Annotated in this window: 27 protein-coding genes; 26 read left to right on the top strand and 1 reads right to left on the bottom strand. The window is 71.3% G+C overall.

Going from position 1 to position 25,248, the window contains the following annotated elements:
- Positions 1–319 precede the first annotated feature (319 nt).
- The 17 genes from EDC29_RS07995 to EDC29_RS07920 all read left to right on the top strand — a co-directional run bounded on the left by EDC29_RS07995 (position 320) and on the right by EDC29_RS07920 (position 11,393).
- Complete coding sequence (locus EDC29_RS07995) at positions 320–532, top strand: hypothetical protein (RefSeq protein WP_132229323.1); 213 nt, start codon at positions 320–322, stop codon at positions 530–532.
- Positions 532–921, top strand: a complete 390-nt coding sequence (locus EDC29_RS07990; protein ID WP_132229321.1) for a M15 family metallopeptidase — start codon at positions 532–534, stop codon at positions 919–921. The genes EDC29_RS07995 and EDC29_RS07990 overlap by 1 nt, the downstream gene beginning before the upstream one ends.
- Positions 918–1,259, top strand: a complete 342-nt coding sequence (locus EDC29_RS07985; protein ID WP_132229319.1) for a hypothetical protein — start codon at positions 918–920, stop codon at positions 1,257–1,259. Before EDC29_RS07990 ends, EDC29_RS07985 begins: the two co-directional genes overlap by 4 nt.
- Complete coding sequence (locus EDC29_RS07980) at positions 1,246–1,734, top strand: terminase small subunit (RefSeq protein ID WP_132229317.1); 489 nt, start codon at positions 1,246–1,248, stop codon at positions 1,732–1,734. Before EDC29_RS07985 ends, EDC29_RS07980 begins: the two co-directional genes overlap by 14 nt.
- Positions 1,731–3,071 (top strand): phage terminase large subunit, encoded by a 1,341-nt coding sequence (terL, locus tag EDC29_RS07975; protein ID WP_132229315.1) that lies wholly within the window; start codon positions 1,731–1,733, stop codon positions 3,069–3,071. Before EDC29_RS07980 ends, terL begins: the two co-directional genes overlap by 4 nt.
- Positions 3,071–4,408, top strand: a complete 1,338-nt coding sequence (locus tag EDC29_RS07970) for a phage portal protein family protein (RefSeq protein WP_132229313.1) — start codon at positions 3,071–3,073, stop codon at positions 4,406–4,408. The genes terL and EDC29_RS07970 overlap by 1 nt, the downstream gene beginning before the upstream one ends.
- Before the next feature lie 424 nt (positions 4,409–4,832).
- A complete protein-coding gene (locus EDC29_RS07965) occupies positions 4,833–5,807 on the top strand; it encodes a phage protease (protein ID WP_132229311.1) in 975 nt (324 codons plus the stop codon).
- Positions 5,804–6,205 carry a hypothetical protein gene (locus EDC29_RS07960; protein ID WP_132229309.1) on the top strand — a complete coding sequence of 134 codons (402 nt, stop codon included), beginning with the start codon at positions 5,804–5,806 and terminating at the stop codon, positions 6,203–6,205. Before EDC29_RS07965 ends, EDC29_RS07960 begins: the two co-directional genes overlap by 4 nt.
- Positions 6,206–6,210: 5 nt before the next feature.
- Positions 6,211–7,131, top strand: a complete 921-nt coding sequence (locus EDC29_RS07955) for a Mu-like prophage major head subunit gpT family protein (RefSeq protein WP_132229307.1) — start codon at positions 6,211–6,213, stop codon at positions 7,129–7,131.
- 5 nt (positions 7,132–7,136) lie between these two features.
- Positions 7,137–7,358: a hypothetical protein gene (locus EDC29_RS17275; protein WP_165913460.1), complete on the top strand. Its 222-nt coding sequence runs from the start codon at positions 7,137–7,139 to the stop codon at positions 7,356–7,358.
- Positions 7,358–7,786, top strand: coding sequence for a DUF1320 domain-containing protein (locus EDC29_RS17270; RefSeq protein ID WP_165913459.1), 429 nt, complete (start codon positions 7,358–7,360; stop codon positions 7,784–7,786). Before EDC29_RS17275 ends, EDC29_RS17270 begins: the two co-directional genes overlap by 1 nt.
- Positions 7,786–8,217, top strand: coding sequence for a phage tail terminator protein (locus EDC29_RS07945; RefSeq protein ID WP_132229303.1), 432 nt, complete (start codon positions 7,786–7,788; stop codon positions 8,215–8,217). The genes EDC29_RS17270 and EDC29_RS07945 overlap by 1 nt, the downstream gene beginning before the upstream one ends.
- Positions 8,214–9,122 carry a phage tail tube protein gene (locus EDC29_RS07940; RefSeq protein WP_132229301.1) on the top strand — a complete coding sequence of 303 codons (909 nt, stop codon included), beginning with the start codon at positions 8,214–8,216 and terminating at the stop codon, positions 9,120–9,122. The genes EDC29_RS07945 and EDC29_RS07940 overlap by 4 nt, the downstream gene beginning before the upstream one ends.
- Complete coding sequence (locus tag EDC29_RS07935) at positions 9,122–9,514, top strand: hypothetical protein (RefSeq protein ID WP_132229299.1); 393 nt, start codon at positions 9,122–9,124, stop codon at positions 9,512–9,514. Before EDC29_RS07940 ends, EDC29_RS07935 begins: the two co-directional genes overlap by 1 nt.
- A gap of 94 nt (positions 9,515–9,608) precedes the next feature.
- Positions 9,609–9,986, top strand: a complete 378-nt coding sequence (locus EDC29_RS07930) for a DUF4124 domain-containing protein (protein WP_190287982.1) — start codon at positions 9,609–9,611, stop codon at positions 9,984–9,986.
- 375 nt (positions 9,987–10,361) lie between these two features.
- Positions 10,362–10,955, top strand: a complete 594-nt coding sequence (locus tag EDC29_RS17470) for a superinfection immunity protein (protein WP_243695638.1) — start codon at positions 10,362–10,364, stop codon at positions 10,953–10,955.
- 3 nt (positions 10,956–10,958) lie between these two features.
- The gene (locus EDC29_RS07920) at positions 10,959–11,393 is read left to right on the top strand and encodes a zinc ribbon domain-containing protein (protein WP_132229295.1); all 435 of its coding nucleotides are present in this window, start codon (positions 10,959–10,961) and stop codon (positions 11,391–11,393) included.
- A 55-nt stretch (positions 11,394–11,448) separates the two neighbouring features.
- On the opposite strand, the gene EDC29_RS07915 is transcribed toward EDC29_RS07920, so the two are convergent.
- Entirely contained in the window at positions 11,449–12,009 is a 561-nt protein-coding gene (locus EDC29_RS07915; protein WP_123141496.1) for a tetratricopeptide repeat protein, read from the bottom strand.
- A 1,032-nt stretch (positions 12,010–13,041) separates the two neighbouring features.
- On the opposite strand from EDC29_RS07915, the gene EDC29_RS07905 reads away from it, so the two are divergent.
- The 9 genes from EDC29_RS07905 (at position 13,042) to EDC29_RS07865 (ending at position 25,106) form a co-directional block, all read left to right on the top strand.
- Positions 13,042–13,542, top strand: a complete 501-nt coding sequence (locus EDC29_RS07905) for a pilin (RefSeq protein ID WP_132229293.1) — start codon at positions 13,042–13,044, stop codon at positions 13,540–13,542.
- 281 nt (positions 13,543–13,823) lie between these two features.
- Positions 13,824–17,363, top strand: coding sequence for a tape measure protein (locus EDC29_RS07900; protein WP_132229291.1), 3,540 nt, complete (start codon positions 13,824–13,826; stop codon positions 17,361–17,363).
- 10 nt (positions 17,364–17,373) lie between these two features.
- Entirely contained in the window at positions 17,374–20,718 is a 3,345-nt protein-coding gene (locus EDC29_RS07895) for a hypothetical protein (RefSeq protein ID WP_243695637.1), read from the top strand.
- Between the two features lie 7 nt (positions 20,719–20,725).
- On the top strand, positions 20,726–21,163 hold the full coding sequence (locus EDC29_RS07890) for a hypothetical protein (RefSeq protein WP_132229289.1): 438 nt from the start codon (positions 20,726–20,728) through the stop codon (positions 21,161–21,163).
- 2 nt (positions 21,164–21,165) lie between these two features.
- Positions 21,166–22,074: a LamG-like jellyroll fold domain-containing protein gene (locus tag EDC29_RS07885; protein WP_005225105.1), complete on the top strand. Its 909-nt coding sequence runs from the start codon at positions 21,166–21,168 to the stop codon at positions 22,072–22,074.
- Positions 22,071–24,149 (top strand): hypothetical protein, encoded by a 2,079-nt coding sequence (locus EDC29_RS07880; RefSeq protein WP_132229285.1) that lies wholly within the window; start codon positions 22,071–22,073, stop codon positions 24,147–24,149. Before EDC29_RS07885 ends, EDC29_RS07880 begins: the two co-directional genes overlap by 4 nt.
- Complete coding sequence (locus EDC29_RS07875; RefSeq protein ID WP_132229283.1) at positions 24,146–24,373, top strand: hypothetical protein; 228 nt, start codon at positions 24,146–24,148, stop codon at positions 24,371–24,373. The genes EDC29_RS07880 and EDC29_RS07875 overlap by 4 nt, the downstream gene beginning before the upstream one ends.
- Positions 24,374–24,501: 128 nt before the next feature.
- Complete coding sequence (locus EDC29_RS07870; RefSeq protein ID WP_132229281.1) at positions 24,502–24,756, top strand: type II toxin-antitoxin system HicA family toxin; 255 nt, start codon at positions 24,502–24,504, stop codon at positions 24,754–24,756.
- Positions 24,753–25,106 carry a type II toxin-antitoxin system HicB family antitoxin gene (locus EDC29_RS07865; RefSeq protein ID WP_062273848.1) on the top strand — a complete coding sequence of 118 codons (354 nt, stop codon included), beginning with the start codon at positions 24,753–24,755 and terminating at the stop codon, positions 25,104–25,106. Before EDC29_RS07870 ends, EDC29_RS07865 begins: the two co-directional genes overlap by 4 nt.
- Positions 25,107–25,248: the final 142 nt, after the last annotated feature.

Raw genomic sequence — 25,248 nt, 5'->3', positions numbered from 1 at the left:
CAATGGCGCGAAGGGCGCGAAGAACACCGCCAAGCGTAGGCTGGGCAAAGCGCAGCGTGCCCAGCGATCAGCCGCCAGTTGCCAGCGGTCAGCCGCCAGTGGGCGCGATCACCCGACGGCGGTGCGGACCTGCGCCGTCTGTGGCCTCACGCCGACATCGCACATCATGCACTTCGCGTCCTTCGCGGCTTTGCGGTTCAAGCCTGGCGACTGACGGCTGGCGACTGGAAGCTGGACGCCCGCTAACCCGTCTCCACTGACCCCGACGGGGTGGGGCGACGATGCTGGGGGCATGTGAACAGACGCGTGGAGCCCGAGGATGGATCAACCGACCCCCGCCAAGCCGTGGTGGCGCTCGCGCGCCGTGATCGGCGCCCTGGTGGTGGTGCTCGCCCAGGTGGCGAGCGCCGCCGGGATCACGCTCGACAGCGCGGCGCTCACCGACGCCCTGGTCGAACTCATCAGCCTGGTCGGTGCTGGCGTGGCGATCTGGGGGCGGGTGCGCGCACGCGTGCCGCTGCGGCTGCGCTGATGGCCAGCGGATTCCGCTTCTCCAAGCGCTCCGAGCGCGCCCTCGCCGGTGTCCATGACGAACTGGTGCGGGTGGCGCGCCGCGCGCTCGAGCTGACCGAGGTCGACTTCGTCGTCACCGAGGGGCGACGCACCGAGGCGCGGCAGCGCGCGTTGGTCGCCGCCGGGGCCTCGCGCACCCTGCGCTCGCGTCACCTCAGCGGGCACGCGCTCGATGTCGCCGCCTGGGTCGATGGCGGCGTGCGCTGGGACTGGCCGCTCTATCCGCGCATCGCCGCCGCCTTCAAGGCCGCTGCCGTCGAGTTGGGGGTGGCGATCCGCTGGGGCGGCGACTGGCCGCGATTTCGCGACGGCCCGCACTTCGAGCTGGATCGGGCGGTGTATCCGTGACCGCATCGCTGGCGCACCAACTCGGCGAGCTGCGGTTGCGCGTCGAGCGCCTCGAGGCCGAGGCGCGCGAGCTGCGTGACGCGCTGACCGCGCTCGCTCAGGAGCACGCCATCACCCGCGAGTCGGTACGGATCTTCACCGAGCTGGTCGACGACGTGCGCGCCGAGCTCGGCGCCGCACGGGGCGATGTCCATCAGGTCCAGCTCGCGCTGCAACGGCACATGACCGACGAGGCGCGCGACCGCCGTCGCCAGCTCGTCGGCTCGATGACGGCGACCATCAGTACCCTCGGCACCCTCGCCGTGCTGCTGTGGAGCGTGGGCCGTGGCGGCGGCTGAGGGCGGCGCGCCGGGCGGACGGCGCGGGCGCTTCGTGCGCGAGTACCTGCGCGATCTCGACCCCGAGGCCGCCGCGCGGCGCGCCGGATATGCGCCGGCGCGCGCCGCGGCCACCGCCCGGCGACTGTTGCGCGACCCCGCGCTCGGCGCGGCGCTCCGCGCCGCCTGGGGCGCGCGCGCCGGGGTGAGCGCCGAGGCGGTGGTGCGCGAGCTGGCGCTGATCGCCTTCGCCGATCTCGTCGAGTTCGTCGACTGGGACGCCGATGGGGTGCGGGTGCGCGACAGCCGCGCGCTCGACGCCGCGCGCCGGCGCGCCATCGTCGAGGTGCGCCAGGGGCCGCAGGGGGTGCAGCTCAAGCTCGCCTCCAAGCAGGCCGCGCTCGACGCCCTCGGGCGCCATCTCGGGCTCCACGACACCCCGCCGCCCGAGACCACCCTGGTGATCGCCAACCCCCGCGCCGAGCCCGACGCATGACCCGCCTCGTCCTCCCGCCCTTCACCCCGCACCCTCGACAGCGCGAGATCCTCGCCGCCCACCGGGGGCGTACCGTCGCCTGCATGGGGCGGCGCTTCGGCAAGACGCACCTGATGCAGGATGTCATCCTCAACCAACCCGGCGGCGCCCTGGCCGGGGCGCGCGGCGACGGGCGGCGCGGCCTGCCGACCGCCTGGTATGCGCCCAACGATGCCTATTTCAGCGAGGTCTTCCAGTCGATCGCCCGCACCTATGCGCCGGTCGTGCGCAAGGCGACCTCGCAGCCGCGCCCGGTGATCGAGTTCGTCAACGGTGGCCGGGTCGACTTCTGGACCCTGGAGACGCCGATGAAGTGCGGCCGGGGGCGTCACTATGCGCGGGTGGTGATCGACGAGGCGGCCCACGCCCGTCATCTCCAGGAGGCCTGGGAGAAGACCATCGAGTTCACCCTTGCCGATCTCGACGGTGACGCCTGGTTCATCTCCACACCGAACGGGCTGAACTACTTCCACACCCTGCATCAGCGCGGCGCCGACCCCGGCGATCCGGCCTGGGTCAGCCACAACGCGCCGAGCTTCGACAACCCCCACTTGCCGCCCGGTTGGATGGAGGCCAAGCGCGAGGAGATGCCCGCGCTGGTCTACGCCCAGGAGGTGCTCGCCGAGTTCGTCACCTTCGGCGCCGGGCTGGTCCGGCCCGAGCACCTGCGCGAGGGCGCGGCCCCAGTGGGCCTGCCGGTGGTGCTCGGGGTGGATCTCGCGATCAGCGAGCGCGAGGGCGCCGACTACACGGTGATCGTCGCGATGAGCCGCGACCCCGAGACCGGGCTGATCCATCTGCGCGAGGCCGAGCGCTTCCGCGCCGGATTCCATGCCGTGGTCGAGCGCATCCGCACCGCCGCGGCGCGTTGGCGGCCGGTGCTGATCGCCGTCGAGCAGGTGCAGTATCAGGCGGCGGTGGTACAGGAGCTGGCCCGCCACAGCGCGCTGCCGGTGCGCGGCGTGCGCCCGGATCGCGACAAGGTGACCCGCTTCCTGCCGCTGCTCAGCCGCTACGAGCAAGGGCTGGTGCGCCACGACCCGAGCGGCGTGCCGGCGTGGCTGCGCGAGGAGCTGCTCGCCTTCCCCGAGAGCGCGCACGACGACGGCGTCGATGCCGCCGCGCTGGCCTATCAGGCGCTGGCCGAGGGCATCACCGAATATCGCTATCTGCCGGTGCGCCCCGAGGCGCCGGGGGCTGGCGATCATCTGCGTTCGCGCCGAGAGGGCGACACCCTTGAGCGACGCGTCAACACCGGACGGCTCGGCCTCGGCGGCCGCCGTGGAGGGATCATCTGATGGCCGAACCGACCATCCTCGGCGCCGACGGCGCGCCGCTGCGCCGCACCCCGGCGCGCCGGGCGCTGTCGCGACCGCACGCCACCCCGACCACCACCGGCGTGCGCCGCCTGTGGGACGCCGCGAGCATCGCCTCCGGCCTCACCCCGGAGCGCCTCGCGCGGGTGCTGCGCCAGGTCGATGAGGGCGAGGCCGACGCCTACCTGCGTCTGGCGCTGGAGATGGAGCAGCGCGATGCCCACTACCGCTCGGTGCTCGGCACCCGTAAGCGCGCTGTCACCCGGTTGCCGGTCACCGTCGAGGCGGCCAGCGATGCCGCGACCGACGTCGCGCTCGCCGACGAGATCCGCGCCCTGGTGCGCGTCCCGGGCTTTCGCGCCATGCTCGCCCATCTGCTCGACGGGCTCGGCAAGGGCTTTGCCGCGGTCGAGCTGCGCTGGGACACCAGCCGCACCCCCTGGGTGCCGCGCGATCACCGCGATCCGGCCAGCGGCGATCTGGTGCGCGGGTATGAGTGGATCGACCCGCGCTGGTTTCGCTACGACCGCCACGACGGGCGCACCCTGCGGCTGCGCGACGACACCGCGCCGCTCGACGGTCTGCCGCTGCCGCCCTATCGCTATCTCATCCACGAGCCCGAGCTGATGAGCGGCCCGGCGCTCGGGCGCGGTCTGGCGCGGGTGGCGGCGGTGGCCTACATGGCGAAGGCCTACACCCTCAAGGACTGGCTGGCCTTCGCCGAGGTCTACGGCATGCCGATCCGGATCGGCAAGTGGGGGCCCTCGGCCACCGAGGAGGACATCGCCACCCTGGTCGGCGCGGTGGCCAACCTCGGCAGCGATGCCGCCGCGGCAATCCCCGACAGCATGCAGATCGAGCTGATCGGCGCTACGGCTGGCCTGTCTGGCGGCAACATCGTATTCGAGCGCCTCGCTGAGTGGGCGGACAAGCAGATCAGCAAGGCCGTGCTCGGCCAGACCGCGAGCGCCGACGGCACCCCCGGCGCGCTCGGCGGCCAGCAGGCACAGGACGAGGTCCGCGACGACATCCGCGACGCCGACGCCGAGGAGCTGGCCGACACCCTCAACCGCGATCTGGTCGGCGCCTATCTCGCGCTCAACCACGGCCCGATCGACCCCGAGGCCGCGCCCGCGATCGTCATCCGCGCCAAGGAGCCGGAGGACATCCGCGCCCTCTCCGAGGCCCTCGCCGCACTGGTCCCGCTCGGGCTGCGTGTCGAGGCGAGCGTGGTGCGCGATCGCCTGGGGCTGCCGGAGCCGGCGACGGGCGAGGGCGTCGAGCTGCTCGGGCGGGGTGGGGCGGCGACGCGAGACTGAACTGAGCCGCCAGCGATCACACCAGCCGCCAGCTACCAGCCGCCAGTGGGTGCGGGACCGTCAGGGTTGCGTGGGCGGCGGGCGGTGGCTGGTGGTGAACCGCAAAGCCGCGAAGCACGCGAACTGAATGATGCGTGATGTCGGCGTGAGACCACGGACGGCGCGGGTTCGCACCGCCGTCGGGTGATCGCGCCCACTGGCGACTGGAAGCTGACGTCTGGCGGCTTATCCCCCTTCGCGTCCTTCGCGCCTTCGTGGTTCAACCCCGTCCCCCGTCCCCCGTCCCCCGTCACCGCCCACGCCCTCCGATCGGTCCCGCGCACCCGCGCCCACTGGCGACTGGCGACTGGCGACTGGAAGCTGGCGCCTGGCCGACTCACCCGTCTCAACTGACCGCGGCCGCCGTCGCGGCGATCCTGACGGCATGGAATCGCACCCTTTCACGTCGTCCCCCGCATGCGCCCAGGCGCTGGCGCCGAGCGCCGGCGGCGCGCCGCCCGAGTGGCTGCTGCTGGTACCCGCCGGAGAGATCGCGGGGCGCGACGGGCGCGCCTATCGCAACGATCGCCCGGAGGCGGTGGTTGCCGCCTTCGAGCCCGAAGCTGAGATTCCGCTCGACTGGGAGCACGCCACCCATCTGCGCGCGCCGCGCGGCGAGCAGGCCCCGGCGGCGGGCTGGATCAGCGCGCTGGCGCTGTGCGACGGCGCGGTGTGGGGGCGTGTCGCCTGGACCGCCGCCGGCGCCGAGGCGGTGCGCGCGCGCGCCTACCGCTACTACAGCCCGGCCTATCGGCTCGACGCCGAGGGGCGCGTCACCCGGCTGCTCTCCGTCGGCCTGACCAACCAACCCAACCTCCGCCTACCCGCGCTCAACCAGCGCACCCGACCCGAGGACCCCGCCATGGATGAGACCATCCGTCAGGCCCTCGACCTGCCCGAGGGCGCCACGCCCGCGCAGGCCGTAACGGCCATCGAGGCACTCCGCACCCGCCTCGACCACGCCCGGACCGAGGCGGCGACGCCCGATCTGGCGCGCTTCGCCCCGCGCGCCGATCTCGACGCCGCGCTCAATCGCGCCCAGGCCGCCGAGCAGGCGCTGGCCGAGGGCCGTCGCGCCGAGCTGGCGCGCGAGATCGATGCGCTGATCGCCGAGGGGCTCAACCGCGCCCGCATCACCCCGGCCACCGTCGACTATCACCGCGCCCAGGCGGCCACCGCCGGGGGCCTCGAACGGCTGCGCGCCTATCTCGACACCGCTCCCGCGCTGGTCGGCACCGCTCCCGGCGCGGGCGGCGCGCCGCCCGCGACACCGCCTGGCCTGGACGCCGCGCAGCGGCGCATCGCCGCCGCCTTCGGGCTCGGCGCCGAGGACCTCGAGCGCTGGGGAGGTGCGGCATGAGCGCGCTGACCGCCGATCGCGACACCCCGCGCCGCGACGGCCGTGACTACGGCTTCCCGGTGGCCGCTGGGGTCGTCTGTCACGCCGGGGCCATCGCTTGTCTCGACGCCAGCGGTCACGCCACGCCGGGGGCGAGCGCCACCGGGCTGACCGCCGTCGGGCGCTTCGTCGAGCACGTCGCCGGCGGCGCCGAGCCCGGCGCGGTGAGCGTGCTGGTCGAGACCGGCGTCTTCCGCTACGTCGCCGCCGAGGCGATCGACCGCACCGCCATCGGCGCCGATGGCTACATCGTCGACGATCAGACGGTGGCGCTGAGCGATGGCGGCGGCACGCGCAGTCGCGCCGGGCGCATCGTCGACGTCGAGCCGCTCGGCGTCTGGATCAGGATCGGAGTCTGACCACCATGCTCATCAACCAGACCAATGTCGAGGAGGTCTTCCGCAACGTGCGGGCGACCTTCAACCGCGCGCTCGCCGCCGCCGAGACCCGTCACCAGCACTTCGCCACCGTGCTCGACACCGATCAGATCGTCGAGAAGATGGACTGGGTCGGGTCGCTGCCGAACTGGCGCAAGTGGGTCGGCGACAAGGTGCTCAACGCCATGGCCGCGCACACCTACAGCCTGACCTGCGAGGAGTACGAGTCGAGCATCGCGGTGAAGCGTCGCGACCTGGAGGCCGACCGGCTCGGCATCTATCGCATCCAGGCCACCAGCCAGGGGGAGCTTGCGGCCTACTTCCCCGACGAGCGCGTCGCCGACGCGATCAATGACGCGTTCACCGCGACCTGCTGGGACGGCAAGCCCTTCTTCGCCACCGACCACCCCACCGAGCACAAGGACGGCACCCCGGCGACTTACTCGAACATGGGCGCCACGCCGCTCAGCGCCGCCACCCAGGCCGCCGCCATCGCCTCGCTCGGCGCCGGGCTGCAGGCGCTGCGCGGGATGAAGAACGACCGCGGCCGCCCGGTGCGTATCCGCGACATTCGCCTGCTGGTGCCGACGGCGCTGGCCGATGTCGCCAACGTGCTCGCCACCAACGACCGCCTCGAGGACGGCAAGCCCAACCCCTACAAGGGCGTGGTGCAGGTCGAGGTGTGGGAGGAGCTGACGAGCGACACCGCCTGGTTCCTGATGGGCGAGGCCGGCGGGCTGCGCCCGATCGTGCTGGTGCAGCGCAAGCGCCCGACCACCGCCGAGGTCACCGACCCGAACGACTCGCACGTGGTGCGCAGCGGTGAGTTCATCTTCTCGATCGAGGCTGATGCGGTTGCCGGCTACACCCTGCCGCAGCTCGCCTGGGGCTCGACCGGGGAGGGCTGATCGGCATGACGACCGCCGCGACACCACGCCGCCGCGCCGCCGCGCCCGCCGCCTCGGGGACCGCCTGCCGCATCGAGTCGGCGCGCCCCGGGCTCTACTGCTGCGGGGTCAGTCACCCGGCGCGGGTCATGCGCTACCCGGACGGCTTCTTCAGCGCCGCGCAGTTGGCCACGCTCGCCGCTCACCCCGAACTGCGGGTCGAGCGGCTGGGCGGGGAGGGGCGCTGATGTACGCCGACCTCGACGCCCTGCGCGCGCGCCACGACCGCCCCGCGCACCCGGAGCTGACCGAGCTGACCGCCGGGGCGGGGGCCGACGCGCCGGACCTCGATCGACTGCGCCAAGCGCTCGCCGCCGCCAGTGGGCAAATGGATCTCTATCTCGGGGTGCGCCATCGCCTGCCGCTCGCCGGGCTGAGCGACACCGAGCGCGAGGAGCTGGCGCGCATCGCCTGCGACATCGCCCGTTATCGCCTGTGGTCGGACGACGCCCCGGAGACGGTGTGCGTGCGTTACGCCGAGGCGATCGGGGTGCTCGAACAGGCCGCCGCCGGGCGGCTGCGGCTCGGCCGGGGGGCACCCGTGCCGCGCCTCGGCGCGCGGCTCGACAGCGCCCCCCGGCGGCTGACCCGGCGCGCCCTCGACGGGCTGTGCTGATGGGCTTTCTCGCCGTCGGCCCGGAGATCCTCGACCGCCTGGAGCAGGTGCTCGGCGATACCGCGCGGGTGCGTGATCGCGCCTCGCCGCAAGACGTGCGCGACCTGCCGGGGGGCGGGGCCGGCGTGGTGGTCGTCTACGACGGCGGCCGGGTGTGCGAGTCACGCCCCGATGGTCGGGCGGTGCGACTGGAGCAGCGTTGGCGCGTCGTGGTCGGCGCGCGCAACGTCGCCCGCCCGCGCTCCGGCGCACCGGCACGGGCCGAGGCCGGGGCGCTGGTCGATCGCGTGCTCGCCGCCCTGCTCGGCTGGCGTCCGCCCTCGGCCGCCCGGCCACTCACCCTGGTCGAGTTGCCCGAACCCGCGCACCAGGCCGGGTTGCAGCGCATCCCCCTGACCTTCACCACCGACATCCTACGGAGTGCCCCATGAGCACCACCACCCAGAGCTATCGACCCACCCTCAACGCCGGCCAGGTCTATCTGCGCCCGGCCGGCAGCGACGCCCCGCTCAAGGCTATCGGCAACGTCTCGGCGCTCGATCTGGAGATCAGCGAGGAGGAGAAGACCCTCACCGACTACACCCAGCCCGGCGGCGGGCAGTGGGCCTCGGTCTCGCGCATCACCGCCGTCAGCGCCAAGATGACCCTCCACGACCTCGACCCCGACAACCTCGCCCGCGCCGTCTACGGCACCACCAACGCCGTCACCGGAGCGAGCGTCAGCGGCGAGGCCCACCGCGCCCACCCCGGCGGGCTGATCCGGCTCGCCCACCCGGGGCCGAGCGCGGTGGTGCTGCGCAGCGCCGCAGCGCCCTGGAGCGGCGAGACCGCGATCGCCCTCGGCGCCTACGTCGAGGCCGGCGGCGCGCTCTTCGCGGCCACCACCGCGGGCACCACCGGGGTCGGCGAGCCGAGCTGGCCGGGCGGGGAGGGCGAGACGGTGAGCGATGGCAGCGTCACCTGGACCCATCGCGGCGCCTTCGCCGCGGTGGCGGGCACCGACTACGAGGTCCGCCCCGAGGGGGTGCTGATCCTCGACGGTGCGATCCCCGCCGGTTGTCCGCTGCTGATCGACTACAGCCACGACGGCTACGACGCCGTCGAGGCGCTGACCGGCGGCGGCGCGGTCTACGAGCTGTCCTTCGGCGGTCTCAACGAGGCCAACTCCAACAGCCCGGTGGTGCTCGACATCTTCCGTCTCAAGATCGGCGCGGCGACCAACCTCTCGATGCTCGGTGCCGAGTTCGCCGCGCTCGAGGTCATCGGCAAGGTGCTGCTCGACCCGACCAAGACCGGCGCGGGCCGCTCCAGGTACTTCCGCGTGCAGATGGTCTGATGCGCCTCACCCGGCTCGACAGCGGTGCCTGGGTCGACCTCCCGGACGATCTCTACTGGGAGGACGAGCACGCCCGCACCGGCGTGCGCCAGAGCATCACCCCCAGCCTCGGCGGCGCGGCCCTGGTGCAGGTCGCCACCCTGCAGTATCGCGCCCTCACCCTCCGCCCCTGGGCCGAGGACGCCGCCTGGATCGACCGCGACCGGCTCGACACCCTCAGCGCCTGGGCCGCGCTCCCCGAGCTGGCGATGACCCTCGAACGCCACGGCCACAGCCACCAGGTCGGCTGGCGCTACGATAGTGACGGACGCGCCATCCTTGCCGAGCCTGTGCTCTATGCCGCGGATCAGACGCCCTATTGGCGGATGACCTTGATGCTGCTGGTGGTGTAGATCCACACGCCTCTCAGGTCAATCGCAAGGGAGGTGAATCATGCACGGGACAGCAATGACCTTGACCGTCGTCGCCACGCTCTGGTGAGCGGCGGTGTGGGCGGGCGTCTACACGTGCACGGACCCCGACACCGGGGCGGTGACGTTTTCGCAGGTGCCATGTGCTGGCGAGTCCGAGCGCGTCAAGGTCTGGGCCGCTTCGGCCCGCGACACGTCTCGCCCGAGCATGGAGGCGCTTGCCGAGCACTGCGTCAAAGAGGCCCGTTTCAAGGATCCTGCGAGCGCCGAAATCGTCGAGATCGGTGATATGGGCTCAAAGATCATCACCTATGCCAATCGCGAGATCGTTGCGCAACGGCTGCCGATCAAGGTGAACGCGCGCAACGGCTACGGTGGATACGGCGGTGCGACCTGGTACGACTGCTACCTCAGTCGCGCAAGCAATCAGGTGTTCATGGTCGTCGCGCGGTAGCGGCCGCTGCGGCACGATCGTCTGATCGTGCCGCGCAACGGCCTTGCCGTTTGTACGAAAGGCCAGTGTCTGCAGGGTTTGCCGCTGCAAGGCGCGCAACGACCGGGAACACCGCTCGGCGATCCACTACCAGGCGTCTGCTGGACACCCAATGCCGTCTCGGCATCCACCCTCTTTGCTGCTCGGCGCGGGCGTGCCGCGACACGCTCGGGCGTCGATCCGGCGGCGCTGCGGCGACGGACGCGCCCGCCCCGCATGGAACCGTGCGCTATATATTGCCGAGTGGAGGCCTGGCCTGGCCGATGACCGTGCTGTGCGCGTGGCCGGGCGGGTCTCTCGGGTGGCACAACCGATGATTTGCAAAGGAGCGCGGGCATGGGCGATACACTCGACGATAGCGAATGGCGGCGTTGCCGCGCGTGCCAGTGTCAGACGATGGTCGCGAGAGACGCGTCGACCTGGGTCTGTCGCAACTGTGGGGCGGAGAACGGCGGGCATCCGGGCCACCGCCCCCAGACGGCCCGTTCCGGGCAGAGCCCTCGTCGCGTGCGGCACAGCGCGGCACGCGTGCGGACGAGGCGCGACGGGGGGCGTCGCGCCAGGGGCGGCGGGGGCGGTACGCTGTCCGTCGGCAAGGTCTTTGGCATGGCCGTCCGAGGGGTGCTGATCCTCCTGGTCGGTCTGCTCGTCGTCACGCTGATCGGGCTGACGGCCGTGGAATCCGTCTCCTGGGCCGCGCTGCTCAACCTGGGCGTCATGGTGTTCGCGCTCGTCCTGTACTTCCTCCCCGCTCTGGTCGCGCAAGAGCGACGTCACACCAAGGCCGTGGCCATCTTCGTGCTCGATCTGTTCCTCGGCTGGACCTTCCTCGGTTGGGTCGGGGCGCTGGTCTGGGCCTTCACCGAGGACAATCGCGATCGGGCGACCGAAGCCGGGGTGAGCGATCCGGCCTCGACGGCGAGGGGCTGAACAATGGCACTGCTGATGCTGTGGGTCCTGTTCCCGGTCTTCAGCGGCGTGATCGCGAGTGCCCGCGGGCGGGACGTGTTGGGCTGGGGGTTGGTCGGGCTGCTGTTCGGGCCCTTCGGTCTGGTCGTCGGGTTGTTGCCGTCGCTCGCGCCCCGGCCCGGGCGGGGCGCGCTCGCGCCAAGGTCGATCGCCTGCAGCCAGTGCCGTGAGCCGATCGCCTTCGACGCCAGGCGCTGCAAGCACTGCGGCACGCGCTATCCCTACCTCCAGGAACCGGCCCGCTCACAGGTCGCGCTGATCGCCGATCGCTATGCGGCGTCGCGCGCGCCGGCGGCGATCGCCGAGGAGATGAACCGAAAGGGCATGCACCCCGCCGATCGGCGCGCGCGCTGGGCGCCGGCGGACATCGAGGCCATCATCGAGCATCACGTGCGCTGAGCCGCGACCCGGTGCGGCGTCAGCCGGCGGCCTGACTTCGGTCCGCGCGAGAGACCTACCCGGCGGTCGCCTGCAGCGCCTCGAGCAGCACCCGTCGCTCGGCGGCGTCGAGCAGCTGTTCGAGTGCGCCCAGGTCCTCGCGCGCACGCGCCTGCAGCCCGCTCGGGCTGCCCAACTCCGCAGTCAGCGCCTGCGCCAGCGCCGAGCCGCGCGCCGCCGCGCGCCCCAGCCAGGCGCTGCCCGCCGCCTCGTCGCGCGTGCCGCCCTCGCCGAGCACCAGATCGCGCCCCAGCCAACACATCGCATCGGCGTGTCCGGCGCGCGCGGCCTGCTGGAACCAGTCGCGCGCCTGGGGCGGGCGCGCGCGTTCGAGCAGCCACACGCCGAACTCGTACTGCGCGCCGGGGTCGCCCTGGTCGGCGGCGAGCGCCAGCGTCCGCTCCGGCTCGGTGAGCCTGGTGCCGGTCAGCGTCAGCAGCGCGCTCAACTCCACCCGGGTCTTGCCATCGTCACCGTCACGGATCGCCGTCAGCCGTCTCTCCTGGATGTAGCGCTGCAGCGTGCGTCGGCTCAGTCCGGTGACGGCGCTCGCGGTGTTCAGACAGATCGATGGCATCTCCAGTGTTCTCCCGGTTGCTCGACGCTGGCCCGTCCGTGGTCGTGGTCCTAAAGGTTGGGGTTGGCGCGACACCGCCCAACGCGTCGCCGACCATCGCGCCGGCGAGTGGTCACTGTTTGATTGGCAAGGTTGGGTTGTTTGCGTGTGGTGGTCGGCACTCCCTGCCCGAGCCATCGCTCGCTGCGACGCCTCCTCGTCCCCCCGACCGGATTGAACCGCAAAGCGTCAAGGCGCGCAAAGGCGCGAGGGCGAGGATGAGACCCCTTCGGCGATCAGTTGCCAGGGGGGAGAACCGCAACGCCGCGAAGGACGCGAAGAGACAAGGCGGAAAAGCCGCCCGTCGCCAGCTGTCAGCTGCCGGTCGCCGGTCGCCGGTCGCCGGTCGCCGGTCGCCGGTCGCCGGTCGCCGGTCGCCGGTCGCCGGTCGCCGGTCGCCAGGGGATTGGACCGCAAGGTCGCGCAGCATGCCAAGAGGCGAGGAGAGCAGCCGTCAGCGGTCAGCCTCCCCGCAGCGGACGGTTGCGACCAGCTGTGGCGCGGGAGCCAGTCAACCGGTCTCCTCACGGGTGGCTGGCGACTGATCGCCGGGCACGCCGCGCTTTGCCCGGCCGACGCTTGGCGGTGTGCTTCGCGTCCTTCGTGCCTTCGTGGTTCGACCCTGTCCCCCGTCACCGCCCACGCCCTCCGATCGGTCCCGCGCCACCGCCCCCGACCCGCGCCCACTGGCGGCTGATGGCTGGCGACTGGCGACTGGCGACTGGTGGCTGGTGACGCGACTGTCACCCCCTTGGCATGTCAGTCTGTGGACTGTCACCCCTGCTGGCCGGACGCGGGCCTGTGGATTGTCGCGGGTGTTCGGGTGACAGCCACTGCCGCGCTCATCCCCTGATCGCAAAAACAAAGGCTTGCACAGACCTCGCATGGTTGGCCCGAAACTTGATAACAGGGGCACCAGGACCGGCACCGCCATGTCGGCCCCGTCTCCCGACGAGACAGGCTCAGTTCATCCCAAAACCGGAGAACCACTCCATGAAGAAGCAACTACAGGCCGGCTTCACCCTGATCGAACTCATGATCGTGGTGGCCATCATCGGCATCCTGGCAGCGATCGCGCTGCCGGCGTATCAGGACTATATGGCCAAGGCCAAGATGTCCGAGGTCATTCTGGCGGCGAGTCAGTGTCGAACCACGGTTGCTGAAGTCTATCAATCAGGAACGGCAGCAACAGCACCTGCGGCAAATGCGTGGGGTTGTGAGTCATCTTCTGGCACCCAGTATGTCGCTTCAGTCGCGACAGATGCGAATGGTGTCATCACTGTAACAGTCGCCGATAACAGTATTGATGCGGCGTTGAATGGCACTACAATCGTCCTCACTCCAACTACTGCTGCCGGTGTTCCTGCGACAACCGCTGATATGCCGACGCAGCTTTATGGATTTGAGTGTGCTGGCGCTACCGGTAGTGGTACTGTTCCAGCGAAATACTTGCCTGGCTCTTGCCGTTCGACGATTGGCGCTGGTGGCGGTTGATGTCTGGTTTTTTGCGGGTAATTGGCTCAGATTAGCCCCTTTGTCCGCTGTTGTTTAAACCGCCCTGATGGGCGGTTTTTTCTTTCCGACGTCAGCGCTCATCAAGGGTAAAGCTCGCATTCTTGGAATGCTTCAAAATAAACTGCGTTCGGTGAAGATTGGATGAATGAGCCTGCTCGATGTAGACGCTACAGCCAGATAGCCTCACCGCTTGACATCACGTCCACGACCACTAACCCGTCTCGACTGACCCCCACCTCACCACCAGCCATCCTACCGGCATGGCTGATCTCTCCGATCTCGAACTGAAGGTCCGCATCGCTGTCGACGCCAGTGCCGTCGAGTCGGTGTTCGGTCAGCTCGGTGCGTCGCTCGATGGTTGGGCCATCAGCGCCCAGCAGGCCGGGCGGCGCGCGGGCGCGGGGTTCGGGGTCTATACCGATGCCATCGAGCGTGCCCGCGCGGCCTCCGCCCAGCTGGTCGAGGAGGGCGCCGACGCTGCCGGGGCGCTCGGCGCGACCGACAAGGGGGCCGGGGGCGCCTCGCTCGCGCTCGGCAAGCTGGGCACTGTGATGAAGGCGCTGCAGGTCGTCGAGCTGGCGCAGCAGTTCGTCGCCCTCAATGCCGAGTTCGAGACCACCCAGCGGGCCCTGGCCCAGGTGCTCGGCGGTCAACAGGCCGCCGCCGAGGCGATGGCCGCTACCGCGGTGTTGGCCGATCGACTCGGCCAATCGAGTGCGACCCTCTCCCAGCAATACGCGCGCTTCGCCTCGGCGACCCAGGACACCGCGCTCGCCGGTCAGGCCAGTGCTGATGTGTTCACCGCCGTGGTCAGTGCCATGGGGACGCTCGGCAAGTCCAGCGCCGAGACCGAGCAGGCCCTGACGGCGGTTGCGCGGATCGCCGACGCCGGTACGGTCAGCGCGGCGCAGATGCGTGATCAGCTCGGTGGCGCGCTGCCCGGTGCGATGCGCGCGCTGAGCGAGGCCAGCGGCCTCACCACCGATGAGCTGGAGGCCCTGCTGGAGAGCGGCGAGCTGCTCGCTGCCGACGTGTTGCCACTGCTCGCCAAGGGCCTCAACGAGACCTTCGACCTCGATCAGGCCGAGCAGGTCGACACCCTTGGTGCGAGCGTGGCGCGCCTGCAGAACGCGCTCTCTCGAACCTTCACCGAGGTCGGGCAGAACGGTCTGTCCGATGTGTTCACCGCCGTCATCGATCGTGCGGCCGATGGGGTCGAGGGGTTGACGGCGGGCACCGTCACGTTGGGGAAGAACATCGGTGCCACGGCGGCATGGATCACCGGCGTGCTGCCCTCGTGGGAGGAATACACCGCCGCCATCGCGGAGAACAACGCCGAGGGGCAGGCGTATCTCGATCGACAGGTCGCGCTCGAAGCCGCCAGTGCGGCCTCGACGACGACACTTCAGCAGCTCGCCACCGCTGCGCTCGAAGGCGCGTCCGCACACGCCGAGGCGGCGAAGCGTGCGGCAGAGAACAGCACAGTCGTCGCGTCCCAGGGCGAGGCCGCGCTGAATGCCGCCGCGGCCAACCTCCAGCTCGCGCGCTTGAGCGGCGATGCCGAGCAGGCGATGCGGGCGCAGGCCGAGGTCGCGCGCGTCAGCGCCGAGACGAGCGAGCGGCTCGCCGAGGCGCGCGCCGCAGAGACCGCGGTGACGACCGGTCACATCGCCAAGATCCGCTCGGCGATCGCCGAGCTCGAACGCCTCAAGACCGTCGAGGGTGCCGAGACCGAACAGATCGAGCAGCAGATCGCGGTACGACAGGGCCAGATCGCCGCGCTGCAGGAGACGGCGAAGAACCAGCAGGCAACAGCGCAAGAGGCGCAGCTGCTCGCCGTGCAGGAACGTGCCACGGCGGACGCCGCACGCCTTGCCGCCGACACCTATGGCGACCAGTCCGCGAAGCTCGCCGAGCTTGCCGCCGAGCATGAACGCCTGCGCGCCGCGCTCGAGGCCAGTGCCGAGGCGCAGCGGGCCGGGGCCGAGGCGCAGGCGCAACTTGCCGACGCCGAGGCGCGCGCCCGGGTCGCGGCCGAGGCCTACGCCCAGGCGCAGGCGCAAAGCGCGGACAACACCGGCGAGCTGTCGGCCGCAGCCAAGGCCGCTCAGGGCGATGTCCTCGATCTCAAGGACAAGATCGAGGCCGGCAATGTCGCCGCCGAGCAAGATGCCGAACTCAAGCAAGCGATCGCCGAGAATACCGCGCGGCTGGCCGACGCCACCTCGGATCTGGTCGCGGCCAAGGCGCGCGAACTCGAAGCCGCCGAGCGTGCGACCGAGGCGGCACGGGCCGAATCGGATGCGCGCGTCACCCACCTGAAGAATCTCGCCAAGGAGGCCGAGGCGCGCGGCGACACCGCCGAGGCTGCGCGCCTGAACGAAGAAGCGGCGCGTGCCGAGATCGACGGGATTCGGGCGCTCATCGCCGCGCGCGAGGCCGAGCTTGGCGCCCAGCAGGCGCTCCTTGCCGCCAAGCAGCAAGAGATCGCGGTGGACGGTGAAGTCACCGAGGAAGAGCAGCAACAGCTCGATGCCCAACGCGCGGCCATCGAGGCCACCGAGTCCGAGATCCAGACGCTGCAAGAAGCCGTGCGCCACAAGCGAGCACTGGCCGAGGCAAATCGCGCCGCCGCAAGCTCCGCCGAAGCGGCCGCCGAGGAGACCACCGATGCCGCCGAGGCGACGGAGGCGTTGGACGCATCAGCGCAGCAATCGGGCGCGAGCGTGCGCGATCTCGAACAGATTCTGCGCGCCGCCGGGGTCTCGGCCGAGGCGCTGGCAGACCATGCCAGTGGCGCCGCCGAGGCCTTCCAGGAGGCATGGAACGCCTTCGATATCACTGATGCGATCGGCACGAACCGCTATGTCGATCTGCTCAGTGCCCGCGAAGAGGCGGCCGTCCGCGCCGCCAAGGCCCAGATCGGCTACAACAAGGCGCTTGCCGAGCAGGGCGCCACCTTCGCCGCGCTCAATGACCAGCTCGATGCCGGTGAGATCGGCCTCGATGCGTTCGCCGATGGCCTCGAGCGCCTGATCAACACCAACCAGCGCCTCGGCGAGGAGGAGCTGGAGCCGTTGCGCGCGGCGCTCGACGATGCGCGGCGCAAGATGGCCGACTTCACCGAGTCAGCCCAAGCCGGGCTGCGCGACCTGCAGGCCGAGTGGGCCGAGCTCAACGGCCAGCAACTCCAGGCGCTGCTCCTCGAGCAGGAGGCGCAACGCCTGGAGATCGAGATGGCGCTCGCCGAGGCCAAGCGCGACGGCAACACCGAGGCGATCCGCGCGCTCGAGGACCAGCTCGAGGTGCTCGAGCAGATCCAGGCCGTCGAGCGCGAGCGCGCCGCCGAGGCCGAGGCCCAGGCCGCGATCGAGGCGGCGGAGGCCGAGGCCGAGGAGGCCGCGCGCCGCGCCGCGCTGAGCGATGCCGATCGCGCCTATGAGGACAGCATCGCCACGCTCGAGGCGCGGCTGCTCGAGGCGGTGCGCGCCCAGGACCAGGCGCTCGAGGACGCCCTGGCCGCGCAGATCGCCGCCGAGCGACAGCGCCACGAGGAGACCCTGGCCAACCTCGAGGCCGAGTCCGCGGCACGCACCAGCACCGATGCGGCGAGCACCGCTGGCACGACCTCGGGCGCCACGGGGAGCACGGGCACGGCGAGCGCGAGCCGCGCGATCGACGTGCGTCTGAGCGTCAACGGCGCATCCGGCGGCACCGTCAGCGTCGCCGACACGGCCAGCGCCGACACCCTCGAGTCCTTCCTCGCGTCACTCGAAACCGCCGCCGCCGTGGCGGCCTGAGACCCTACCGATGCCCATCCAAGAAGAGAACATCGTCTTCGTCGAGAGTCAGGTGATGGACGACGTCCCCGAGGGCGGCGGCGCCGCCACCGGGCGCGCCGTCGACGGCGTGCTCAACAACGTCTTCGAGGACATCTCCGATCTCGACCGCGCCTACGGCCGCTTCAACCTGAGGAAGCTCGCGCTGGCGGTGCGCAGCCTCGACACCAGCCTCTACGGCGGCGCCAAGCTCGCCCTCACCGCGCTGCCGCGCGACCCCGCCGTCGGCTACACCCTGTTTCGCACCGCCGACCCCTTCGACACCCGCGCCCAGGCCGCCGACCGCGTCCAGGCCTATCTCTACAAGGGGCCGATGTGGCCGGGCGTGCTCTACGACGACCACATCGCCGGGATGCGCGCCATCCGCATCATCCAGCGCGTCGACACCACGCTGCCGCCGATCGGCAAGACCCTGGTGCTGATCCATCACGAGGGCGCGGCCGATGCCGTCGAGCAATACGTGCGGGTGACCGATGTCGAGACCGTCGAGACCACCCTCACCGACGCCAACGGCGACTACACCCGCTGGGTCGTCACCCTGACCCTCAAGGACGCGCTGCGCCACGACTTCGCCGGCCACACCCCGCGCCGCGACGACCTCTACGACTACGACCAGGGCGCGCGGCTGCGCGACACCACGGTGGCCGACGCCGCGCGCTACAGCGGCGCCCAGCCGCTGGCCGAGCCCGCCCAATCGGGGGATCTGCGGGTGCGCGCGGCGAGCCTCTACAGCCAGCTCGTCCCGGCCAGCCAGACCGAGACGCCGCTGGTCAACCAGGTCATGGCTGACCAGCTCGTCACCGAGATCGATGCCGGGGGCGGACACCGGGTCGAGGTCTCCCAGGCCCCGCACACCCGAGCGCTCGCCGTCACCCCCGAGAACCGCCGCCTGAACTGGGTCGAGACCCTCTCCCCGGTACCACAACGGGGGGCGCTCAACATCGCCTATATGGCCCAGGGGCACTGGTACGAGTTGACCGATGACGGCACGGGCATCATTCGCGGATCGGACAGCACGTTCGGCTCCGGGACCATCGATGCCACCACCGGGGTGAGTGCGGTCACGCTCGGCGCACTGCCAGACGCGGGCTCGCAGATCCTGTACACCTGGGCGAGCCCTGTTCACTACAGGATTCGCGCCGGGGCGACGCAGGATACCGACGCGCGCGGCGCGCGGCTCGATTTCGCGCTGGAGCAGGTCCCCTATATCCCGGGTTCACTGGTCGTGACCTTCACGCGCGGCGGGAGCCCGCTCACCGCCACCGAGGACGGCCACGGGACGATCAGCGGCGCCGGGGTCAGCGGCGTGCTCAACCTGACCAGCGGGGCGGGCTCGCTGTGGTTCACCCAGCTCCCGGATCGGGAGACCAGCATCCGCTTCGACCATGCCTACGCCGACCCCGACGACCCGGAGCAGCCCGCGGAACGACGCGTCGAGGCCGCGCTGGGGGCAAACTACACGCTCGACTTTGGCGGCTCCGTCGCCCCCGAGGGCGTGAGTATCGCAGCCTATTACAGCTACCCTGTTAGCGCCGCAGTGACGATCAATGACGACGGGGAGGGGGGGCTCGTCGTCGCCACCGGGCAAGCGGTGGGCGATCCCGCAGAGCCCGTAACTGGCCTGCCGGTGGGGACGATCGACTACGCGGCGGGTCTGGCGACGCTCAACATCCCGATCGAGGTCAATTACCAGCACTGGGCGCCAGCGGTGCTCAATCCTGACGGGAGCATCGCTAGGGCAGGCTACTGGTATACGTGGAGGCAGTCTGCCCTCCCTTCCCCGACGAACGAGGTCCTGGGTGTAGCCGCCACCGGCGCACCCTCGTCCGACCTCGTCGCTGACCCCATCGTGCTCGACCTCCTCGACGGGGGGCTGGATCTCGACCTGACGCATCTCCACACCAGCCGGATCGTACCCGGCTCGGTTCGCCTGTCGCTGGGCGGCATGCGCTACGAGGATCGCGGCACGGGGGTGCTCTACGACGGCGACGGTCTTCGGCTCGGCACGCTCGACTACGACACCGGCATCGCCTCGCTGACCTGGTGGTCGGATGGGGCCAACGCACCGCCCACGGTGACCGCCTGTCTGACACGCTATGGCTTCTGGGTCGCGACCGAGGCCAGCTTCCGCACCCGGATCGCCCCGCTCAAGCCCGAGGCCCTGAGCATCACGGTCACGGCCGAGGACGGGGCGCGGCTCACGGCGAGCGCCGATGCCGATGGCAACCTCGTGGGCGATGCCGTCTCGGGGTCAGTCAACTACGAGTTCGGTACGGCGGCGATGGCGTTCGGGGCGATGGCGGATGACCCGGAGCATCCCGGGTCGCAGGTCTGGGTGCCTCGACGGGTCGACCCCACCACCCTGCGCTACAACGCCGTCGCCTACAGCTACCTGCCGCTGGACGCCGACATCCTCGGCATCGACGGTACCCGGCTGCCCGCCGATGGCCGGGTGCCGATCTACCGCCCCGGCGATCTGGTGATGATCCTCCACGCCGCTGAGACCGCCCTCAGCCCCAGCGCCGGGGTGGCCACCGCGATCGGTCGCACCCGGCTCGCCTGGGTGCGGGTGACCGACGCCACGGGCGCGGTGATCGAAGGCGATCGCTACCAGCTCGACCGCGCCTCCGGGCAGATCATGTTCCCCGACCTCGACGGCCTCACCCTGCCGCTCACCGTGCGCCACACCGTCGGCGACCTGCGCCAGGTCACCGATGCCCAGATCAGCGGCTGGCTCGCGCTCTCGCGCCCGCTCACCCACGACTACCCGGCCGGGGAGACCATCGTCGCCGGCTGCCTGATCATCGGCGATCGCCGCGCCCGGGTCTCGGCGACCTGGGATCAGGCGAGCTGGAGCGGGGCGTGGGCCGACGCCCCCAGCGGCAGCGCCGCTACCGCCACCCTCAACCTGATCGACCACCCCATCCAGGTCACCAACGAGGGCTGCGACACCGACCGCTGGGTGCTGCGCTGCGCCAACGCGGCCAGCGACCAATGGGAGCTGATCAGCGAGAACCGCGGGCTCGTCTGGCAGGGCGTCTACGCCCCCGGCGGCGAAGACATCGCGCCGATCAACCCGCGCACCCGGATCGACCTCGGCGGCGGCGCCTACAGCACCGGCGCCCCCTACATGACCATCCCCGCCGCGGCCAACGGCGGCGGCTGGAGCACCGGCAACGTGGTGCGCATCGATACCGTCGGTGCCATCGCCGAGTTCTGGGTCGCGCGCTCGATCCAGCAATCCGACGAGCCCGCCGACCCCGCCGCCGCCGATGGCTGCGAGATCCATGCGCTCGGCAACATCGACCGACCCTGAGGACATCATGGAGCTATCGCCCAGCCATCTCGCAACCCGCGAGGCCGCCTGCCGGCTCCCGGCCCTGCACGCCTCGCTCGCGCTGCTCGTCGAGTCTTCGCAACGCGCCACCCTCGGGCTCTATGGCGACCCGCCGCCGGCCAGCCCGGGAGACCCGCCCGCCGAGCCGCCGGTGGTCGTCCTGACCTTGACCGCCGCCGCCGGCCAAGTCGACGAAGGTGCCCATTGGATCGTCCTTGATGTCCCGCTCGAGGGGCAGATCGACGGCGCAGACCTCGCCGTCGGAACCTCCGTCACCTGGGCGCGGATCACCGATGGGGCAGGGCAATGGTGGGCCGATGCCACGGTTTCGGACGAGGCCGGTGCCGGCGAGATCCGGTTGATCGACACGCTGCTCTACAACGGCGCCTTCTGCCGACTGACCAGCGCGATCCTGGAGGGCTGAGCATGGCGATCGATCCGATGTGGCGCGACGTGGTCTTGCTGCTGCCGTGTTGGGGTGGCGATGGCGCCCAGCAGTTGGTCGACTACTCCGGGGCGAGGTTACCGGTGTCCCTGCGCGGTGGCGCGATGGTCTCGGTCGATGGCGCGCGCTCCGAGGCCGGCGCGCTCTATCTCGATGGCAGTGGTGCCTATGTGACGATCAACGACTTGTCGAGGCGTCTGGCGGGGGTGCCTGCCTTCACCATCGAGGGCTGGTTCTTCCGTGCCTCGGACAATGCCGGTCAGGACGTGCTGTTCGGCTTCCACTCCTCGCTGGGTGCCAATCGCGCGGTGTTCGATGCGAGCAAGTACTTCGGCGACGAGGCCGCCGCGACGACGTCATATCCCTCCGCGATGCCGATCGGCGTCTGGTTCCACTTCGCCGTGGTCCGTCGTCCCTCGGCCTGGCAGGTCTATCTCGATGGCACGCGGATCCTCGACCTGGCGGCCGCACCCAACACCCTTGAGGTGACCGATCGCTTCTCCGTCGGCCAGGAGTGGGACGGGGCCTCGCCGAGTGACTTCTGGCACGGCTATGTCGAGGACCTGCGCGTCACCCTGGGCGTGCGTTACGAGGCGGGCTTCGAGCCGCCGGGGCGGCTGTTGACGCTGACCGACGGCGGATATCGCGCCGAGGCCTATAGCGAGGCGAGCGAGCCGATCAACGGCAGCGCGCGTCGTGGCGACGGCACCCCGGCCGACTCGGTGCTGGTTCGCGACTGGATCAGCCATGAGCCGGTCGCCATCGCCACCCCGGATGCCGCCGGCGATTGGTCGGTGCGTCTGGTGCCGGGGCAGTACGACATCACCTATCTCGCCACCGGGTGCGCCCCGGTCTGTCACGGTCCCTATACCGTTCCCGCATCGGGTTGACGGGGGCGGTCGTGGTCTATGCGCCGCCCGCCCCCGGCCAACTGGTCACCCTGTTCGCGGGGTATGAGCCACCGGCGCTCGATGACCGGGTGTGGCTGTGCGCCGATGGGGACGTGGTGCGCGCCACGCTACGGGCCGTGGTGCCGGCGTCGGCACGTCCGAGGTTGGAGATGGTCGCGCGCGGCGCCCGGGATCGCTCCTGGCTGCGCGTGTTACTGCCGGCGTCGGCGCTGAGTCTGCGGCTGCGAGCGCGCGAGCGCTCGATCCCGATCCGGGTCACCGCCACGCTATCGTCCTCTGCGCCGAGTCTCGGGCTTGCCGTCCGGGTCGCTACGGTCCAGCGGGCGCGTCTCGCCAGTGTACTGCCGTCGCCGGCGGGTTCGTTCGGGCTCGGCGGTCGCGCCACATTGGCGCGGGATCAGGCCCTCCCCGCCGCCACCGGACCCAGCGCCGAGGCCCCGGCGCGTGACCAGCGCGCCACCGCCCGCGGTTGGCGGCTCATCGGCACCGAGATGCGCGCGACCCGCCACGCGGCAGCGCTCGGCCACCGGCAGGCGCGGGCGCGTCCGGGGCCGGCGCTCGGGCTGCGCCACAGCGAGACCCGACGGCTGCGCCGGGTCGCCCAGGTCCCGCATGCCGAGGCGCGCCCGATCCGCGCCGCGCGCACCGCGCCCCATGCCGAGACCCGGCGGCTGCGGCGGGCGACCCGGGCACCGCACACCGAGGCCGCCCCGGTCCAGGCCGCGGCTAGGGCAGGGCACCGCGATCGAGAGCGCACCCGCGACCGGCTGCGGCTTGATCAGCAGGACGCGCGCCCGATCAGCGTCCACCTCGATGTCGGGCACCACGCTGCGTGGCGCGTCGAGACCCCGCTCGGCACCCCACACACCGAAGCGATGTGGCCGCTTCCCGGGCGCTGGACGCCGTGCTACATGCCGGCGGTGCTGCTACGCACCCGGGTGTCCTGTAGCGCGACCCCGTCGCTCGGCACTGATGTCGAGCTACCCGGCTGCTGCGACGGGCGACCACGCCCGCCCTGGGTGCCCGAGCCGCCGACCGCGACCCGCATCGTCCCCATCCGGAGGCTCTATCTCGTGAGAAACACCGCCACCCTGACCCTGCTCGACGGCACCGAGATCCCCGCCGAGTCGCTGCGCCTCGCGCTCGAGGCCGACGCCTGGGCGTGGAGCTGGTCGGCGCGGGTGCCTGGCGCGGCGCTCGCGCGGCTCCGGGCCGAGCCCGAGGCCGTCGAGCTGATCGCCACCGTCAACGCCCACCCGATCCGGCTGCGTCTCGACAGTATCGCCCGCTCGCGAGCCTTCGGCAGCAATTGGCTCGACCTCGGCGGCCGTGGTCGCGCCGCCGTGCTCGGTGCGCCAAACGCCGCGCCGCGCGCGCGCACCAACGCCGAGTCGCGCAGCGCCCGCCAACTGCTCGACGCGGCACTCACCGACAACGGCGTGCCGATCGGCTGGACGCTCGACTGGCAACTGGAGGACTGGACCGTCCCGGCCGGCGCCTGGAGCCACACCGGCACCTTCATCGAGGCCGCCGCGCGCATCGCCGAGGCCGGCGGCGGCTATGTCCAGGGCCACGACACCGAGCCGGTGCTGCGCCTGCTGCCCTGGTATCCGCGCCCGCCCTGGGCCTGGGCCGAGACCACCCCCGACATCGCGCTGCCCGAGGACGCCTGTCACACCGAGCGCATCGAGTGGATCGCGCGCCCGGACTACGACGCGGTGTGGATCACCGGCGGCGAGGGCGGTCGGCGCGATCGCGTGCGCCGCGCCGGGCGCGCCGGCGACACCCAGGCCCCGACCTGCGTCGATGCGCTCGCCACCGATGTCGTCATGACCCGCCAGCGCGGCCTGCGCCTGCTCGCCGACACCGGCCGCCAGGCCCACATCACCCTGCGCGCCCCGGTCCACCCCGAGACCGGCATCATCCACCCCGGCCAGCTCATCCGCTACACCGAGGGCGGCACCACCCGCCTCGGGCTCTCGCGCGCGGTCGAACTCGACTGCCGCCTGCCCGAGGTGTGGCAATCCATCCGCATCGAGAGCCACCCGACATGAACACCTGGAACGCCTACCGCCGTCTCCTCCAGCTCCTCCCTGAGCCGCCCACCGACGTCGGCACCATCACCGCCACCAGCAGCGACGGCTGCACCGTCACCCTGCTCAGCGGCGAGCAGGCCCAGGTACGGGGAAGGGGGAGCATCGGCGATCCGGTCTACATCCGAGACGGGGTGATCCAGGGACCGGCGCCGGTGTTGCAGACGGTGGAGATTGAGGTGTAGGGCGGGGCGGCGTGTTGCTCTGGCGGTGCCGACCGACCGGCTCGGGGTTGGTCTACCAGCGAGGCTGGGCCTTTTCTTGATTGCAGTTTTTGATTGCGTTTCGGTGTTGCTAGATCTAGATTGCTTGCATGAACAGCAAGCACCGCAAGACGCTTCAAGCGATCTTCACGAAGCCGACTACGCGCTCGCTGGAGTGGGCTCGCGTCGAGGCGCTATTGATCGCGGTCGGGTGTCGCGTGGTCGAGGGGCGTGGCTCGCGCGTGCGCTTCGTCTGCGGTGATGCCATCGCCACCTTCCATCGCCCGCACCCGGAGAAGGACGCCAAGCCCTATCAGGTCGAGGAGGCGCGCGCCTTTCTCGAACAGCTCGGAGTGACGCCATGAACAGCATGCATTACAAGGGTTACACCGCCAGAATCGACTTCGACGAGCGCGACGACTGCTTCGTCGGGCGGTTGCTCGGGCTGCGCGATCGCGTCAGCTTCCACGCCGCGAGCGTCGCCGACCTGCGCGCGGCCTTCGAGGAGGCCGTTGAGGATTATCTGGAGACCTGTGCCAGCATCGGCAAGACACCCGAGAAACCCGCGAGCGGGCGGCTGATGCTGCGCGTTCCGCCCGAGGTGCACAGCGCCGCCCTGATCGCCGCCCAGGCCGCCGGGCAGAGCCTCAACCAGTGGGCGACACAGGTATTGCGGGTGGCGGCGGCACGGACGGACGGCCCCCCGCAGCCCTGACCGGCTGGGGCGCGGTTGCGCCCTTGCCGGTGTCGGGCGCGCTTCGGTGCCGGTCCCGCCCGCTCGGTGCGGAGGGCATCGGCGCGGCCTGCGCGGGCGTAAGGCGTCGCGCGGCCCCGGTCGACCTCGACCGGCGCGGCGC

It is taken from the genome of Marichromatium gracile (assembly GCF_004343155.1).
GTDB lineage: Bacteria > Pseudomonadota > Gammaproteobacteria > Chromatiales > Chromatiaceae > Marichromatium > Marichromatium gracile.
The sequence above is the reverse complement of the archived record's forward strand: the minus strand, read 5'-3'. Positions and strand labels throughout refer to the sequence as shown.